This window comes from Janthinobacterium sp. FW305-129, from assembly GCF_020858115.1.
Classification (GTDB): domain Bacteria; phylum Pseudomonadota; class Gammaproteobacteria; order Burkholderiales; family Burkholderiaceae_D; genus Janthinobacterium.
Map to the genome: position 1 here is coordinate 462,568 of NZ_JACYMM010000003.1, position 16,124 is coordinate 478,691.

At 63.3% G+C, this 16,124-nt stretch carries 15 protein-coding genes; 2 read left to right on the top strand and 13 right to left on the bottom strand.

The window, feature by feature from the left end:
* Window positions 1–8 precede the first annotated feature (8 nt).
* From IGS61_RS08455 to IGS61_RS08470, 4 genes are read right to left on the bottom strand one after another with little or no spacing between them, the layout of a single operon-like run.
* Complete coding sequence (locus tag IGS61_RS08455) at window positions 9–1,142, bottom strand: enoyl-CoA hydratase/isomerase family protein (RefSeq protein WP_230539171.1); 1,134 nt, start codon at window positions 1,140–1,142, stop codon at window positions 9–11.
* Complete coding sequence (locus tag IGS61_RS08460; protein ID WP_230539172.1) at window positions 1,135–1,920, bottom strand: enoyl-CoA hydratase; 786 nt, start codon at window positions 1,918–1,920, stop codon at window positions 1,135–1,137. Before IGS61_RS08460 ends, IGS61_RS08455 begins: the two co-directional genes overlap by 8 nt.
* Window positions 1,917–3,077 carry an acyl-CoA dehydrogenase family protein gene (locus IGS61_RS08465; protein ID WP_077408783.1) on the bottom strand — a complete coding sequence of 387 codons (1,161 nt, stop codon included), beginning with the start codon at window positions 3,075–3,077 and terminating at the stop codon, window positions 1,917–1,919. The genes IGS61_RS08460 and IGS61_RS08465 overlap by 4 nt, the downstream gene beginning before the upstream one ends.
* 9 nt (window positions 3,078–3,086) lie before the next feature.
* Window positions 3,087–4,595 (bottom strand): CoA-acylating methylmalonate-semialdehyde dehydrogenase, encoded by a 1,509-nt coding sequence (locus IGS61_RS08470; RefSeq protein WP_230539173.1) that lies wholly within the window; start codon window positions 4,593–4,595, stop codon window positions 3,087–3,089.
* Window positions 4,596–4,751: 156 nt separating this feature from the next.
* On the opposite strand from IGS61_RS08470, the gene IGS61_RS08475 reads away from it, so the two are divergent.
* Window positions 4,752–6,134 carry a short-chain fatty acyl-CoA regulator family protein gene (locus IGS61_RS08475; RefSeq protein WP_230539174.1) on the top strand — a complete coding sequence of 461 codons (1,383 nt, stop codon included), beginning with the start codon at window positions 4,752–4,754 and terminating at the stop codon, window positions 6,132–6,134.
* Between the two features lies 1 nt (window position 6,135).
* Here the strand turns inward: IGS61_RS08475 and IGS61_RS08480 are convergent, their stop codons facing one another.
* The 7 genes from IGS61_RS08480 to IGS61_RS08510 are packed head-to-tail and all read right to left on the bottom strand — an operon-like array spanning window position 6,136 to window position 13,075.
* A complete protein-coding gene (locus IGS61_RS08480; RefSeq protein ID WP_230539175.1) occupies window positions 6,136–7,206 on the bottom strand; it encodes an adenosine deaminase family protein in 1,071 nt (356 codons plus the stop codon).
* Window positions 7,207–7,234: 28 nt separating this feature from the next.
* Entirely contained in the window at window positions 7,235–8,179 is a 945-nt protein-coding gene (locus tag IGS61_RS08485) for a nucleoside hydrolase (RefSeq protein ID WP_230539176.1), read from the bottom strand.
* Window positions 8,180–8,197: 18 nt separating this feature from the next.
* Entirely contained in the window at window positions 8,198–9,229 is a 1,032-nt protein-coding gene (locus tag IGS61_RS08490) for an ABC transporter ATP-binding protein (protein WP_230539177.1), read from the bottom strand.
* Window positions 9,230–9,242: 13 nt separating this feature from the next.
* Window positions 9,243–10,022, bottom strand: coding sequence for an ABC transporter permease (locus tag IGS61_RS08495; RefSeq protein ID WP_230539178.1), 780 nt, complete (start codon window positions 10,020–10,022; stop codon window positions 9,243–9,245).
* Window positions 10,019–10,858 (bottom strand): ABC transporter permease, encoded by an 840-nt coding sequence (locus IGS61_RS08500; RefSeq protein ID WP_230539179.1) that lies wholly within the window; start codon window positions 10,856–10,858, stop codon window positions 10,019–10,021. Before IGS61_RS08500 ends, IGS61_RS08495 begins: the two co-directional genes overlap by 4 nt.
* Before the next feature lie 21 nt (window positions 10,859–10,879).
* Entirely contained in the window at window positions 10,880–11,902 is a 1,023-nt protein-coding gene (locus IGS61_RS08505; protein ID WP_230539180.1) for an ABC transporter substrate-binding protein, read from the bottom strand.
* A 57-nt stretch (window positions 11,903–11,959) separates the two neighbouring features.
* A complete protein-coding gene (locus tag IGS61_RS08510) occupies window positions 11,960–13,075 on the bottom strand; it encodes a porin (RefSeq protein WP_230539181.1) in 1,116 nt (371 codons plus the stop codon).
* A 227-nt stretch (window positions 13,076–13,302) separates the two neighbouring features.
* Here IGS61_RS08510 and IGS61_RS08515 point away from each other — a divergent pair, with 227 nt between their 5' ends.
* Window positions 13,303–14,220, top strand: a complete 918-nt coding sequence (locus IGS61_RS08515; RefSeq protein ID WP_230539182.1) for a LysR family transcriptional regulator — start codon at window positions 13,303–13,305, stop codon at window positions 14,218–14,220.
* Window positions 14,221–14,234: 14 nt separating this feature from the next.
* Here the strand turns inward: IGS61_RS08515 and rsmA are convergent, their stop codons facing one another.
* Entirely contained in the window at window positions 14,235–15,014 is a 780-nt protein-coding gene (gene rsmA / locus IGS61_RS08520; RefSeq protein ID WP_076573213.1) for a 16S rRNA (adenine(1518)-N(6)/adenine(1519)-N(6))-dimethyltransferase RsmA, read from the bottom strand.
* A gap of 51 nt (window positions 15,015–15,065) precedes the next feature.
* Window positions 15,066–16,115, bottom strand: a complete 1,050-nt coding sequence (gene pdxA / locus IGS61_RS08525) for a 4-hydroxythreonine-4-phosphate dehydrogenase PdxA (protein ID WP_230539183.1) — start codon at window positions 16,113–16,115, stop codon at window positions 15,066–15,068.
* Window positions 16,116–16,124: the final 9 nt, after the last annotated feature.

A 16,124-nucleotide genomic window follows, 5' to 3' on the forward strand; every position in this document is an offset into this window, starting at 1 on the left:
TTGTTCTTTTAATGCAGATCCGCCAAAGGATGCGTGCTCCACGGCGCATTGAAATATTCATCCAGATACGCTGCGCTGACCTCGGCCAGGCTGGCCGGCTGCCATTGCGGCGTGTTGTCCTTGTCGATCAGCAAGGCGCGCACGCCTTCGCTGAAGTCTGCATGGGCGCAACATTGCACGGCGACAATGAGTTCCAGCTGGAACACTTGCGCCAGGCTCAGATGCCGCGTGCGTTCGCGCATGCCCCACACCAGGGCGGCCGAAGTGGGCGCGCCCTTGTCCAGCGAGTGGGCCGCCTTTTGCAGCCAGGCCGAGTCGCCGTCATACGCGGCGATGGCGGCCACCACTTCGGGCAAAGTGGGCGCTTGCGTCAGCGCGGCGATGGCGTCGAAGTTGGCGCGCACTTCGGAGACGGGCAACATGGATGCGGGAGCCGAGAAGCCGCGCAGCAGGCGGTTCAGCTGCTGGTGGTTCGCCTGCGGACCAGCTTGCCATTGCGCCAGCGCCAGCGCGTCGAGCACCATGGCGCGCTCTTCCTGGCGCAGGAAATAGTCGCCCAGGCCCGTAAACAGCGCGTCGGCCGCGTTCATCGGTGCACCCGTCAAGCCCAGGAACAGGCCGCTGCGGCCCGGCATGCGGCCCAGGAACCAGCTGCCGCCCACGTCTGGGAACAGGCCGATGGTGATTTCCGGCATGGCGATGCGTGTACTTTCCGTCACGACACGGTGGCTGGCACCGGCCATCAGGCCCAGACCGCCGCCCATGACGATGCCGCCGCCCCATACCAGCAGCGGTTTCGCATACGTATGGATGCGGTGGTCGAGCCGGTATTCCTCGGCAAAGAAGGCCAGCGCTTGCGGGTTCGGCACGACACCGGGCTGCTCGACGATGGCCGTGCGCAGGCTGCGCACGTCGCCGCCCGCGCAAAAGGCCTTGTCCGTCGACGATTGCAGCACCACGCAGGCGATGGCAGAGTCACTGGCCCAGCGCACGAGGGCGCCATCGATGGCGCGTATCATGTCCAGGGTCAGCGCATGCAAGGACTTTGGCGCGTCGAGGGTGATGACGCCCAGCTTCATGCCGCCGGGACAGTCGCGTTCCTCGATTTTCACAGTTTCAACAATATTAACGGTCTCAGCCATTCTTCCACTCCGCCGGACGTTTTTCCAGGAACGCCTGCACGCCCTCTTTCTGGTCTTGCGTATCGAACAAGCCCAGGAACAGGGTGCGTTCATCGGGCAGGGAATCGACGAGCGGATGGCTGCGAGCGCCCTGGATCAGGGTCTTGCACGCCGTCACGCTGCTGGGGCTTTGGCGCGCCACCTTGGCGGCCAGGGCCAGCGCCGTGGCGGCAGCCTTGCCGGTTGGCACGACCTCCTCGACGAGGCCGATGGCCAGGGCCTTGGCCGCGTCGACCCGCTCGCCGCACAAAATCATGCGTTTGGCCCAGCCTTCGCCCACCAGCCACGGCAAATGCTGCGTGCCGCCCGCGCACGGCAGCAAGCCGACGGAGGCTTCCGGCAAGGCCATCTGCGCGTGTTCCTCGGCAATGCGGATGTCGCAAGCGAGCGCGCATTCGAGCCCGCCGCCCATGGCGTAGCCATTGATGGCGGCGATGCTGACGCCGCGAAACGCGGACAGCGCCTCGAAGGCCTCGCCAAAGGCGGCGGCCATGGCGAACGCCGTGTCCTTGTTGCCGTCGGCAAACACGTTCAGGTCGGCGCCGGCCGAAAAGAACTTGGCGCCGCCGCCCGTGATCACCAGCGCGTACACGTCGGCGTCCGCATTCAGGTCGGCCACCAGCTCTTTCAGCGCGTTCAGGCTGGCCAGGGTCCAGGTATGGGCGGGCGGGTTGTCGAGGGTCACCAGGGCCGTATGGCCACGGCGCTCCAGCAGCAGATTGGTATACACTTTAGTCATCGTAAGGTCTCCGTGGCGCCATCTTTCAGAATCGCTCGCGCGACGATCAGGCGCATGATTTCATTCGTCCCTTCCAGGATCTGGTGTACCCGCGTGTCGCGCACGTGGCGCTCGAGCGGGTACTCGCGGATGTAGCCGTAGCCGCCATGCAATTGCAGCGCATCGTTGGCGACATTAAAACCCACATCCGTGGCGAAACGTTTTGCCATGGCGCAATACGCCGTCGCATCCGGGCTTTCCTGGTCGAGTTTCCAGGCCGCCAGGCGCACCATCTGGCGTGCCGCCACCAGTTCCGTCAGCATGTCGGCCAGCTTGAATTGCAGGGCCTGGAACTGGGCCAGCTCGCGGCCGAACTGCGTGCGCTCCTTCATATACGTTTGCGCGCGCGTGAGGGCCGCCTGCGCCGTGCCCACCGAGCACACGGCGATATTGATGCGCCCGCCATCGATGCCCTTCATGGCGATGGCAAAGCCTTCGCCTTCCGCTCCCAGCAAGTTACCGACAGGCACTTTTACCTGGTCGAAGCTGATAATGCGCGTGGGCTGGCTGTTCCAGCCCATCTTTTCTTCTTTCTTGCCGTACACGATGCCTGGCAAGTTCGCCGGCACGGCAAAGGCGGAAATACCGGCCGCGCCCTCGCCGCCGGTTCTCGCCATGACGATCAGCATGTCCGTCTGGCCCGCGCCCGAGATAAACGCTTTCGTACCGTCGAGCACATAAAAGTCGCCATCCTTGACGGCTTTCGTGCGCAACGATGCCGCGTCCGAACCGGACTGCGGTTCCGTCAGGCAATAGCTGGCCAGTTTCTGGCCGGCGGCCAGCGCTGGCACCCATTCGTCGCACAGGGCTTCCTGCCCCCAGCGCGACAGCATCCAGGTGGCCATGTTGTGGATCGTGATGTAGGCCGTGGTCGAAGTGCAGCCGCCGGCCAGCTCCTCGAAGACGATGGCCGCGTCCTGGCGCGACAGGCCCAGGCCGCCCCAGCGCTGCGGCGTGTACAGGCCGCAAAAGCCCATCTCGCCCGCCTTGGCGATGGTTTCCACGGGAAAGATCGATTCCGCGTCCCAATGGGCCGCGTGCGGCGCCAGTTCGCCTTCGGCAAACGCGCGCGCCGCCTGCTGGAACTCGCGCTGTTCGTCGCTCAATTCAAAGTCCATGGCAGCTCCTTACTTGAGGCTGATGGTGGTGTTGACCTTGCCCACCGACGCCGCATCCGTAAACCAGCGCTGGGTGATCGTCTGCGTCTGCGTGTAGAACAGCACGACTTGCTTGCCGAACGGACCCAGGTCGCCCAGCTTGGAGCCGCGCGAACCCGTAAAGCTGAACAGGGGAACAGGCACGGGAATCGGCACGTTGATGCCGACCTGGCCCACGTCGATTTCTTCCTGGAAATAGCGCGCGGCCGCGCCGCTCTGCGTGAACAGGGCCGTGCCGTTGCCGTTCGGATTCGCATTCACCAGGGCAATCGCTTCATCGAGCGTGTCGACTTCGACGACGATCAGGACGGGGCCAAAGATTTCCTGGTCATATACGACCATGCCGGGTTTGACGCCGGACAAGATCGTCGGGCCGACGAAGTTGCCGTTTGGATAGCCATCGACCTTCACGTCGCGGCCATCGAGGGTCAGCACGGCCCCCTGCTCGATGCCTTTGGCGACGAGGCTATGCACGCGCTCTTTTGCCGCGCAGGAAATCACGGGGCCCAGGTCAGGATTGTCCTTGCCCGCGCCCACCGTCAGGGTTTGCGCCTTGGCGGACAATTCCGGCAGCCACTCGCGCGCTGCGCCCACCAGCACGGCGACGGAGGCAGCCATGCAGCGCTGGCCGGCCGCGCCGAAACCCGCGCCCAGCAACTGGTTCAGGGTCTGTTCTTTATTTGCATCAGGCAAGACGACGGCGTGGTTCTTGGCGCCCATCATGCATTGCGCGCGCTTGCCGTTCAGGCTGGCGCGCTGGTACACATGCGTGCCCACCTTGCTGGAGCCGACAAACGAGATCGCCTTGATGTCCGGGTGGTCGCACAGGGCGTTGACGACGTCTTCGCCGCCATGAATGACGTTCAGCACGCCGGCCGGGATGCCCGCCTGCAAGGCCAGGCGCACGAGTTTTTCCGTCACGAGCGGGTCTTGCTCCGATGGTTTCAGCACGAAAGTATTGCCACAGGCAATCGCCATCGGGAACATCCACAGCGGAATCATGGCGGGGAAGTTGAACGGGGTAATACCGGCGCACACGCCCAGCGGCTGCATCACGCTGTAAGTGTCGACGCCGCCGGCCACGTTCTGCGCGTATTCGCCCATTTGCAGGGTGCCGATATTGGCGGCATGTTCCACCACTTCCAGGCCGCGGAACACGTCGCCTTCCGCGTCCAGCAGGGTCTTGCCCTGTTCCATCGTCAGAGTGGCGGCCAGGTCGGCCATGTTTTCGCGGATCAACTGCTGCAATTTCAGGAAGATGCGAGCACGGGCGCCGATCGGCGTCTTGCGCCAGGTTTTGAAGGCGCGCTGGGCCGAGGCGATGGCCGCGTTCACTTCCTCCGGCGTGGCGAACGGCACCTTGGCCAGTACTTCCTGCGTGGCGGGGTTGACGACATCGCGCCAGACGGTGGTTTGGGATTCAACCCATTCGCCATTGATCAACAGTGGAACGGTCGGAATTGTGGTTTGCGTGGTCACTCGGTGTCTCCTCGTTGGGGTATAGGTCTGTTTGCATTATTCGCACAATCCGCGCTGCGAACAAGGCGTGAAAATGCGAGATAATGCAAAGCTGAATCTGTTAATCTGCAAAGATTGTAAATTTGCAGATTCCACAAACGGGGAAGAGGAAACGCGATGGCAAAGGTTTTCATGGGCGTGCGCCTGCAGCGCCTGCGCGAGGAACGGCGCATGACGCAGGTGGCGCTGGCCAAGGCCCTGGGCATCTCGCCCAGCTACCTGAACCAGATGGAGCGCAACCAGCGCCCGCTGACGGTGCCGATTTTATTGCGCATCGGCAGTGTTCTCGGGGTCGATCCGCAAATCTTTTCCGAACACGACAGCGCCAGCCTGGTGGCCGACGTGCGCGACGTGTTCGGCGAATTGCCCGACGCGCCGCCCACCTCGATGGCGGAATTGAAAATGCTGGTGGAAAACATGCCGGAACTGGCGCGCTCGATCCTGCTCCTGCAGCGGCGCTACCGCGTGATGGCGGAGCGGGCCGATACGCTGGCCGCGCGCCTCGACGACGGCAGCCGCGGCGCCAGCTCGGCTGCGCCGTCCACGGACGAGGAAGTGCGCGAATACCTGAACCGGCGGCAAAACTACATCGATGAGCTGGACCGGGCGGCCGAGCTGGTGGCAGGCGAACTCGATCCGTCCCTGCGCACGCTCGACGCGCTGCAAGGGCGCTTGCTGGAGCGCCACGGCATCCAGGTGCGCTTGTCCGATGGCGACGCGGGCATGGTGCGCAAGCACCGCTACGATGCGCAACAACATATCCTGTTTTTGCCCGACACCCTGACAGGTGGCCAGCGCGCCTTCCAGATGGCGGCGCAAATCAGCCTGCTCGAGCACAGCGACTTGATCGACGCCCTGGTGCTGGCGGCGGGACTCTCGGGCGCGGCCGCGCAGACGGGGGCGCGCCTGGCCTTTTCCAATTATTTCGCCGGCGCCCTCTTGATGCCCTACCAGCGTTTTTTACAGGCGGCGGAAACGCGTGCCTACGATATCGAGCGCCTGGCGCACCAGTTCGGCGTGGGTTTTGAAGCCGTGTGCCACCGTTTGAGCACCATGCAGCGCCCCGAGGCGGCGGGACTGCCGTTTTTCTTCGTGCGCGTCGACCGCGCAGGCAATGTCTCGAAGCGCCAGTCGGCCACGGATTTTCACTTTTCAAGAGTGGGCGGCACGTGTCCGTTGTGGATCGTCTACGACGCCTTCAGCCATCCGGGCCAGGTACTGACGCAAGTGGCCAGCATGCCCGACGGCTGCACATATTTATGGATCGCGCGCCAGGTCAGCACGGCGTCGCCGGGCTTCCGCGCACCGGGCAAGACCTTCGCCGTGGCGCTGGGCTGCGACATCTCGCAGGCGCACCGGCTGATCTATTCGAAGGGACTCGATTTGCACGATCCCAGCAGCGCCACGCCCATCGGCACGGGCTGCAAGGTGTGCGAGCGCCAAAGCTGCCCGCAGCGGGCGTTTCCGTCGCTGCTGGCCCCTCCACCGGCGTCGGCCTGATTTACTCGGCGACTCTTGCGCGCAGCGCGTCGAATTCGCGCGCAAATTCCGCGCGCCAGTCGCGCCGCGTGGATTCGTCGATCCAGGCCGCGTCCAGGCCATTCAACATGAAGCCGCGCATGTCATCGAGGCCGAAGCCGAATTCGCGCATCATCATCCAGGCGCCCGTCGGCGTCACGTGGTGCAGGGTCGGGTCGTCCGTGTTCGGATGCAGCTTCAGGCCCAGCTTGGCCATGGCGCGGATCGGGTGGTCGAGCGCCCAGCGCTCGGGCGCCAGAGTGCGCAGATAGTACGAATTGGTCGGCACCACGGTAAACACCAGGCCGCGCTCCACGCAGCGCTGCGCCAGTTGAGGATTATCAACAATCGTGTAGCCGTGGTCGACCCGGTCCACCTGCAGTTGTTCGATGGCCGTCGCCACGTTCATCCACGGCATGCCGAACTCGCCCGCATGGGCCGTGCATTTGAAGCCGGCGGCGCGCGCGGCGCGGTAGGCCTCGATGAAGAGCTCGGGCGGGCGGTCGTTTTCGCGGTAGTCGATGCCGATGCCGATCACTTCCGGCGCGCGGTAGGCCTTCATCCATTCCACCATCTGCACGGCTTCGGCAGGAGCGGCTTCGCGGTCGATGCTGGGGATCAGGCGGCCGATCACGCCGAAGTCGCGCTGCGCGTCGCGGATGGCGGCCACGATGGCGTCCTGCGCCGATTCGTAACGGATGCCCGAGACGCGCACGGTGCCGGTGGGGTTCCAGAAGAACTCCGCATAGCGCACGCCGTGGCCATGCACGTCTTCCAGGTATTCATAGGCGAGGCAATACAGGTCCGTCGGCGAGACGATCAGGTGCGCGTCGAGCGCGCGCAGCACGCGCAGCACGCCGACGGGCTTGTCGCCGCGCGTGTAAAACGCGTCGATTTCCTCGGGAGTGACGACATTGCCCGTCTTGGCGGCCAGCGCGCGGAAAGTAGCCTGGCGCACCGTGCCGAACAGGTGGCAATGCAGTTCCACCTTGGGCATGGCGCGTAAAAACTGTTCGATGCTCAGGGCAGGCAGGGTGTCGGCAGGGTTACTCATGAAGCTCGCTTCGTTAGTGGATAAAAGGTCAGACGAGAATGGCGGCCAGGCGGCGCATCAGGCGCTCGATGGCGGCCGGGCCATCGGCCAGCATCGCCACCTGCGTGTTGATGGCGGCGCGGCGCGGCACGCGGAATTCGCACACCGTCATGCCGCGCGTCAGTTCGCCCGTCAATTCGATGGCCACGTGGGCGCTCTGGAACTGGAACAGCTGCGGCGCTTCCAGGTACAGGGCCACCACCGGGTCGTACATGGGCATGGGCACGGAGCCGTCGCTGCTGCGGATGCGCACGTACGCTTCCAGGTAGCCGGCCAGACGCAGGGCGCGCGGCGTGGCGATGGCGCGCAGGCGTGCCACTTCCGCATTCGTCACCAGGAGCTGGCGGCACAGGTTCAGGCCGAACATGCGCAGCGGGATGCCGGCCTGGAAGACTTGGGCGGCCGCTTCCGGGTCCGCGTAGATATTGAATTCGGCCGCCGCCGTATGGTTGCCCTGGTCGGTGGAGCCGCCCATCAGGATGATTTCGACGATTTTTTCCGCGATATCGGGGGCGCGCGTCAAGGCGGTCGCCAGGTTCGTCATCGGCGCGATCGCCATGATGGTGATCTGGCCCGGGTTGGCGCGCACGGCGGCGATCAGCGCGTCGACGGCGTGGCCGGCAGCGTCACTGGCGGCGCCAGGCGGCAGGATGTCGCCCGTCGTCGGCATGCCGCTGTCGCCGAGGATGCGCTGCGCCGTTTCGATGACGCCGGCCAGCGGTTCTTCGCAGCCGCGGTAGATGGGCACCGTCAAACCGTCATGGGCCTTGATGCGCAAGGCATTGTCGTAGGTGATGTCGACGGGCGCATTGCCCGCCACCACGCTCACGCCCAGCCACTCGATGTCGGGATTGCTGCCCAGCAGCAACATCGTCAGCCAGTCGTCGAAACCGGGATCGGTGTCGAGCCAGATCTTTTTCAAGGCTTGGGTCATGGTGGTTTCCAGTCGAGGTTAGGCGGCCAGGCACAGGGCGCTGTCGGACGGCAGCACGAACGACACGGCAGTGCCTTCGCGCCAGGCGGCGCCGCCGGCCGCGCAAATGCCCTTGACCTGGCCCAGCGGGGTTTGCAGCAGGTATTCGACGGTGTCGCCCAGGAAGCCGCGCGCCAGCACGGTGCCAGGGTACTGGCCTGCCGCGTCGTCGGCGCCGCAGACGCGCACCTTGTCCGGACGCCAGCCCAGCACCGTGGTGCCGGCCGCGACAGGGGACGTGTATGGCAGGCTGGCACCCGCGTGGTGCAGCGCGCCGTCGCGGTAGTCGAACAGGTTCTCGAAGCCCATGAAGTTGGCAACGAAGCGCGTCGACGGGGTATTGAAGACGGCTTCCGGCGCGGCCAGCTGCTCGATGCGCCCGCCGTTCATGACGACGATGCGGTCGGACAGGGCCAGCGCTTCTTCCTGGTCATGCGTCACGTACAGCATGGTGATGCCCAGTTCGCGCTGGATGCGGCGCAGCTCGGCGCGCATCTGCACGCGCAGCTTGGCGTCCAGGTTCGACAGCGGCTCGTCGAGCAGCAGCAGGGCCGGCTCGACGACGATGGCGCGCGCCAGCGCCACGCGCTGCTGCTGGCCACCGGACATCTGTGCCGGCAAGCGCGTTTCAAAACCGGTCAGGCCGACGGCGGCGATCACGGCTTCGACCTTGGTTTTCAACAAAGCTGGCGCGACCTTGCGCAGGCGCAAGCCGAAAGCGATGTTGTCGTATACATTCAAGTGCGGGAACAAGGCATACGACTGGAACACCATGCCGATATTGCGCTTGTTCGGCGCCAGCTTGCCGATTTCGCGGCCGTCGAGCACGATGCGGCCCGACTGCAGCGGCATCAGGCCGGCGATGGCGCGCATGGTGGTGGTCTTGCCGCAGCCGCTGGGGCCCAGCAAGGAAATCAGTTCACCCTGCTCGACGTGCAGGTCCAGGTCTTTCACGGACGTCGTGTTCTTGGCGTAGCCGAGGTTCAGCTTGTGCAGTTCCAGATAACTCATCGTGTATTGCCTCTTACATGTATTTAGAAATGCCCAGCACCTTCTCGGTCACCATCACGAAGGCCATGGTGAACAAGACCAGCAAGGTCGACAGGGCAGCGATCGACGGATCGAAGCTGTTTTCCATATGCCCCAGCATCTCGATCGGCAAGGTGCTGATGCCGGGGCCCGTCAGGAACAGCGAGACGGGTACCTGGTTGAACGAGGTGACGAAGGCGAGGAAGAAGGCGGCGATCACGGCGTTGCGGATATTCGGCAGCACGATCATGAAGAAGGCGCGCAGGCGCGACGCGCCCAGCGTGATGGCGGCATCCTCGATATCCACGCGCAGGTTCACCAGGCTGGCGTACACGACGCGCACCGAGTACGGAATCAGCAGCGCGATATGGCCGATCAGCAGGCCCACGTAGACGGGCGCATTGATCGTCAGGACCAGGTGGTGCAGCAAGCCCAGGCCCACGAGGATGGCGGGAATGATCAGCGGCGACGTCAGGATTTGCCGGATGGCGCCGATGCCGGGCGGCGGCATGCGCGAAAACGCATACGCGACGGGAATGCCCAGCAACAGCGCGATGACGGTGGCAATCAGGCCGATTTCCAGGCTGGTCTGGAAGGCGCGGCGGAACTCGGGCGCAGACCACACTTCGAGGATCCAGCGCAGCGAATACGACTCGGGCGGGAACGCCAGCGTTTCGCCGCCGCTAAAACCGGCCAGCACGACGATGGCGAAAGGCCCCAGCAGGAACAGGAACACGAGCCACAGGACGGCACGCGAGAAGACACTTTCTTTCATACGGAACTCCGGCTCGAGGAAATACGTTTAAGGCCGGCATTCACCAGCAAAGTCATGCAGACGAGGATGACGGCGATGACGTTGGCCGCGCCGAAATCGCTTTCCACGCTGACCTTCTGGTACAGCAGCGTTTCCAGCATCAGCACCTTGGTGCCGCCCAGCAGGGCCGGCGTCACGTAGGCCGTCACGCAGCCCGTAAACACCAGGGTGCCGCCGACCACCAGGCCTTCCTGCGTCAGCGGCAGGGTGACCTTGCAGAACACTTGCCAGGGATTCGCGCCCAAAGTCGCCGCGGCCGGTTCCACGTCGCGCGGCAGGTTTTCCAGCGCGCCCGCCAGCGACATCAGCATCAAGGGCAGCAGCAGTTGCAGCAGGCCGACAAACACGGCAAATTCGCTGAACAGCAAACGCAGCGGCTCTTCCGTGAAACCCATGTTGACGAGCGCCGCGTTGACGGCGCCGTTACGGCCCAGCAAGACGATCCAGGCGTAGGTACGCGCAATCGGCGAAACCATCAGCGGCAGGATCATCATGCCGACCACCAGCCCGCGCCACTTCGGCGACACGCGCGCCACGGCTTGCGCGGCCGGGTAGCCGAGGATGACGGAAGCGAGCGTCACCAGCGCGGCGATGCGCAGGGTGCGCCAGAAGATGGTGCGGTTGAATTCCTGCGAAAAGAATTCAATGAAGCGGTCGACACCCCACTGCATGCCGTCGCCGACGCGGAAGGCGTCGACCAGCAAGGCCAGCACGGGCAGCAGGAAGCAGACGACGATAAAGATCAGCGCCGGCAGGACCAGCAGCAGTCCCAGGCGCTTTTTTGGATCAGCAAACATGGTGTTTTCTCCTCGTCACCACTATTTGCTCATGGCCTTGTTCCACTGCGTCATCCAGTTGCTGCGCTGCTTGATGATGGTTTCCGGTTTGACGAATTTCAGCGAGCTGATCTGGTCGGCGCCATAGGTGTTGAATTGCGCGGCCGCCACGGACAGGCGCACGTCCTTGTTGACGGGCGAGTCGACCAGGTTGGTCGCCAGCTGCGTCTGCACTTCCTTGGACAGCCAGAAATCCATCAGCTGATAGGCCAGGTCCGCATTCTTCGAACCGGCAACGATGCCCATCACGTTCATGCCGGCCGCCTGGCCTTCGGCCGGGATGCTCCATTTCAGGGGCAGGCCCGTCTTGAGCATTTGCGACCAGGTAAAACGCGCCACGGGCGCGGCCCAGATTTCATCCTGCGCGAACAATGCGGCCAGCTGCGCGCTGTTTTTCGAGAACGTGACGACGTTGCCCTTCATGCCGACGATCTTGGCAAAACCCGTGGCGTAGTCGTCCGTCTTGCCGCCCCAGGCCGCATCGGCCATGCGCAGCATCAAGGGGCCCTGCGTGGTGCTCACGTCGGGGAAGGCCACGCGGCCCTTCAGTTCGGGGCGCCACAGGTCCTTCCAGGACGTCAGCGGGGCGATCTTGTCGCTGCGGTACACCAGGCCGACCGAGTACAGCGTGTAGCCGACGGCGAAGTTGCCGCCGACGGGGTTTTTCGCCACGTCGTACAGGGCCTTGTAATTGCTCAATTTGGAGTAATCCATGGGCTGGATCACGCCCTTCTGTGCCGCTTCCAGCATGCCGGAATCGGACAGCAGCACCAGGTCGATCACCGGGTTCTTGGCGTGCACCACCAGCTTGGCGATGCGGTCCGCGTTATTCCCCGTTTCCACCTTGATATCGCACCCGCATTTGGCCTTGAACGGCTCGTACACATACTTCATGAACAAGGGCTGGGCAATCGGGTAGGCCGAAATGACCAGCTCGCGTTTTTCCGCGTGGGCGGCGTTAGCCAGCAAGCCTAGGCTCAACGCCAACATGAGGTGCTTTTTCAAGATGCTTCCTTTCAGGGGGCGGCGCTGCGGGACAGCGCCTGTAAAGATGAATCAGAATCAGAAATAATGTCGCATGCCGACGATCAGGACGCTTTGCGTCTTGCCGCCCGAGGCGCCGAAGCCGAACACGCGGGCGAACGTCGCATCGCCGGCCGCTTTCTGGTAGCTCCAGGTGACGGCGACGTCGGTGCGCTTGGACAGGAAGTAATCGGCCTGGAAGTTGACCTGATGCCATTTCGGCGTCTTGTTGATCACGTCATATTTTCCGGTGGTAAAGAAATACGACGCGCCCAGGTTCAGCGCTTCCGTCAGCTTGTGATTCACGTTCAAGTCCACGTTTTGCAGGGTCAGATTGCTTTGATCCAGGTAGTGGTAGCGCACATTGGTGTACAGCGCGCCAAACTTGGTCTTGCCCACATTATAAAAGCCTCCCGTGCCGGCGATGGCCTGGCTGTCCACGCCCGCGCCCTTGACGGCGCTCTTGTTGAAAATCAACAGGGAACTGGCATAGTCATTGCCGATGGCGCCATTCGGCGCATCGGGGCTGTTCGGACGGTCCATCTTGGTGTAGGCGACGGCCCAGCTGAAGGCATCGACCTTGTAGCCGGCGCCCATGCTGTAGACGCGGTTGCGGTTCGAGTCTTCCGGGTTCTCGCTGAAACCATACAAGCCCGTGAACGACAGGTTGCTGATGTTCGGGCTGACGTACTTGACGGCATTTTGCACGCGCAGGTTGTTGTAGCCATTGTCGTTGTCGCCGATGTGCACGCCGTTACTGGCGATGACCACCGGGCCCAGCAAGTCCTTGACGGCTTCGTACTGGCGGCCCAGGGTGAGCGTACCCTTGTCGTTGCTGGACAGGCCCACATACGACTGGCGGCCAAACAGGCGGCCGCTTTGCGATGCCGTGCCCGTCATCACATTAAAACCGTTTTCCAGCACGAAGATGGCCTTGGTGCCGTCGCCCAGGTCTTCCTGGCCGCGGAAACCGATGCGGGGATTCTGGTTCGTGCCGCTCAGCGCATGCGTGCGGCTGCCGTTACCCTCGTCCGACACATAGCCGATACCGGCCGACAGCAAGCCATACACTTGCACGCTGCTTTGCGCCTGCGCCGCGCCCTGCGCCGCCAGCAAGCCCCCCACTACCATCGTTCCCGTCATCCATTTGTTCATCGCCGCCACCCTAAAAAGAAGAAACCCTGAGTTTTTTTGGAATTATTTTATTGCTGCGTCCCTTGCCTGATGCACCGCCGCCAGGGCCGGCGCCGCATTCCAGGCGCTTCCCCTGAAGATTGTTGCTTTCAAGACAAGTAAAGACCAGTCCAGAATATGGTAAATTGCGGGATAAGAAAATTTGTTTATTTTTATAAATCCATTACTTTTTCTAATAAGCAACGCCCATGCATGAACTGAGCAAGAAAATTTCCTTACGACATTTGCAAGCGTTTGCTACCCTAGCCCGGGTAAACAGCTTCAGCAAGGCTGCACAGGAATTGTGCGTGACCCAGCCGGCCCTCAGCGCATCGATCAAGCTGCTGGAAAATCAACTGGGAAAAAAGTTGTTTAACCGCACAACCCACCAGCTGGAATTGACGCGCGAAGGCAAGCTGGCGCTCGAATACGCCACGCATTTATTGAATACGGCCAGCAATACCTTTGCCGATATCCAGCGCGCCATCGGCAGCGGCCGGCATCGCATCCGCATCGGCGCCATCCCCTCGGCCATGGCGATGACGGCCGTCGTGGTGGCGCGCTACTGCGAGCAACATGGCGATGAAGTGGAAATCGTCCTGTCGGACATGCCCAACGACGGCTTGCTGCACGCGCTGCATTCGGGCCAGCTGGACTTTTGCGTGGGCATCGAGGTGCCCGGTTCCGTCTCGCTGGAAAGCGTGGGCCTGTTCGAAGACGAGCTGGTGCTGGTGACGGCGGGACGCCATGCGCTGGCGCCGCTCAAGGAAGTGCGCTGGGAGCAATTGGCGGGCCAGGAAATCGTCGTGTTTACCAAGGGCAGCATCTGGGAGTTCGCCTCGAGCGCGCTGCGCCAGCATGGCCTGAGCCCCTCAAACCTGTACCAGATGATACACAGCGAGTCGCTGTATGGCGTGGTGCGCGCCGGCATCGCCGTGGGCATCATGCCCAGCCTGTACACGACCTTCCTCAATGACGAGGACTTGCACGTGGCACCGCTGCGCCAGCCCACGTGCAAGCGCAAGATCGCCTTGATGCGGCGCAATGAAATCAGCCGCAACCACCATGTGGACGACTGTTTTTCGGCCCTGCGGCAGGATCTGCAGCAGGTCGACCAGTGGTTTTAAGTTAAACCTGGGGCTTAGGCGGGCGCCTTCAACAGATTTGCCAGCGCCACATACTGCTCCAGCCCCACGGTTTCCGGACGCAGGGTCGGGTCGATGCCGGCCGCCTTGATCTGCTCTTCCGTAAACATCCCGGCCAGGCAGTTGCGGATTACCTTGCGGCGCTGCGAGAAAGCCTTCATGACCACCGCTTCCAGGGTCGCCTGGTCGCAAGCGAGGCGCTCGGCCACGGGAATCATGCGCACGATGGCCGATTCCACTTTCGGCGGCGGGTCGAAGGCCGTCGGCGGCACGATGAACAGCAGCGACATGTCATAGCGCCATTGCAGCATCACGGACAAACGGCCATACGCCTTGCTGCCCGGTTCGGCCACCATGCGTTCGACGACTTCCTTTTGCAACATGAAATGCTGATCCTGCACCAGCGGGGCGAAGTCCGCCAGGTGGAACAGCAGCGGGCTGGAAATGTTATACGGCAAGTTGCCCACGATGCGCAGCTTCTGGCCGGCCGGCACGGGAATTTGCGCGAAATCAAACTTCAGCGCGTCGCCCGAGTGGATCGTCAGCTTGGCCGGATTGAAGGTCTTTTCCAGGCGCACGATCAGGTCGCGGTCCAGCTCGACCACATGCATCTGTTTCAAATGGCGCAGCAGCTGCTCCGTCATGGCGCCCAGGCCGGGGCCGATCTCGACCATTGCATCGTCCGCCTGCGGCGCGATGGCGGCCGTGATGTCGTCGAGGACGAAGCGGTCATGCAGGAAGTTCTGGCCAAAGCGTTTGCGGGCAACGTGTTTCATATTCTGTTTTTCTATTCTAGAGGCGGTGTAGCGGGGTAAGACCGGTGGATATCAGGCGCGGGTACTGGCGCGCAGCATGCCGAGCGCCGTTTGCAGCGCCTGCTCCATGCTGTGGCAATCGGCCAGGCCGAGGCCCTGCGCAGCCAGGTCCAGCGCCGTGCCGTGGTCGACCGAGGTGCGTATCAGCGGCAAGCCCAAGGTGACATTGATGCCGCGCCCGAAGGTCGCGTATTTCAGCACGGGCAAGCCCTGGTCGTGGTACATGGCCAGCACGCAATCGGCATCGGCCAGATATTTATGCTGGAACAGGGTGTCGGCCGGGTACGGTCCGCGCGCGTCGATGCCGCGCGCTTGCGCCGCGGCAATGGCCGGCGCGATGACATCGATTTCCTCGCGTCCCAGATACCCCCCTTCGCCCGCGTGCGGGTTCAGGCCGGTAACGAGGATGCGCGGCGCGGCGATGCCGAATTTCTGTTGCAGATCAAGCTGAATGATATCGAGCGTGACGGCCAGGCTGTCCATGGTGATGGCAGCGGACACGTCCTTCAAGGGCAGATGCGTGGTGGCCAGCGCCACGCGCAGGGTCGGTTCGCCATGACCCGGTTCGCCGGCCAGCATCATGACCACTTGCGGCGTGCCGGTTTTTTCTGCCAGGTATTCCGTATGGCCGGAAAAAGCCACGCCCGCGTCGTTGATCGTGCTCTTTTGCAAGGGCGCCGTGACCATGGCGCCAAACCAGCCGGCGGCTATGCCTTCCACGGCCGCGTCCAGGGTGGCCAGCACGGAACGGCCGTTTTCCTTGTCCAGCACGCCAGGGATGACATTATTGACGGTGGGAATATCGATCACGGCCAGGCGGCCGGGGCCGAACTGGGGCAGGCCGCTGTTGCGCACGGCTTGCAGCGACAGTGCCGCCAGGCGGATGTCCGGGTCGATCAGGCTGGCCGTCAGCGCCAGGAAGGCGGCGTCGCCCAGCAGGATGCAGTTGACTTCATTGCGCATGGCCCAGGCCGCGCGTATGGAGATTTCCGGGCCGACACCGGCCGGTTCGCCGCACGTGATGGCGATGGCCGGGCGGCGTGCAAGGGGCAAGTTACTCATGCGCAATGA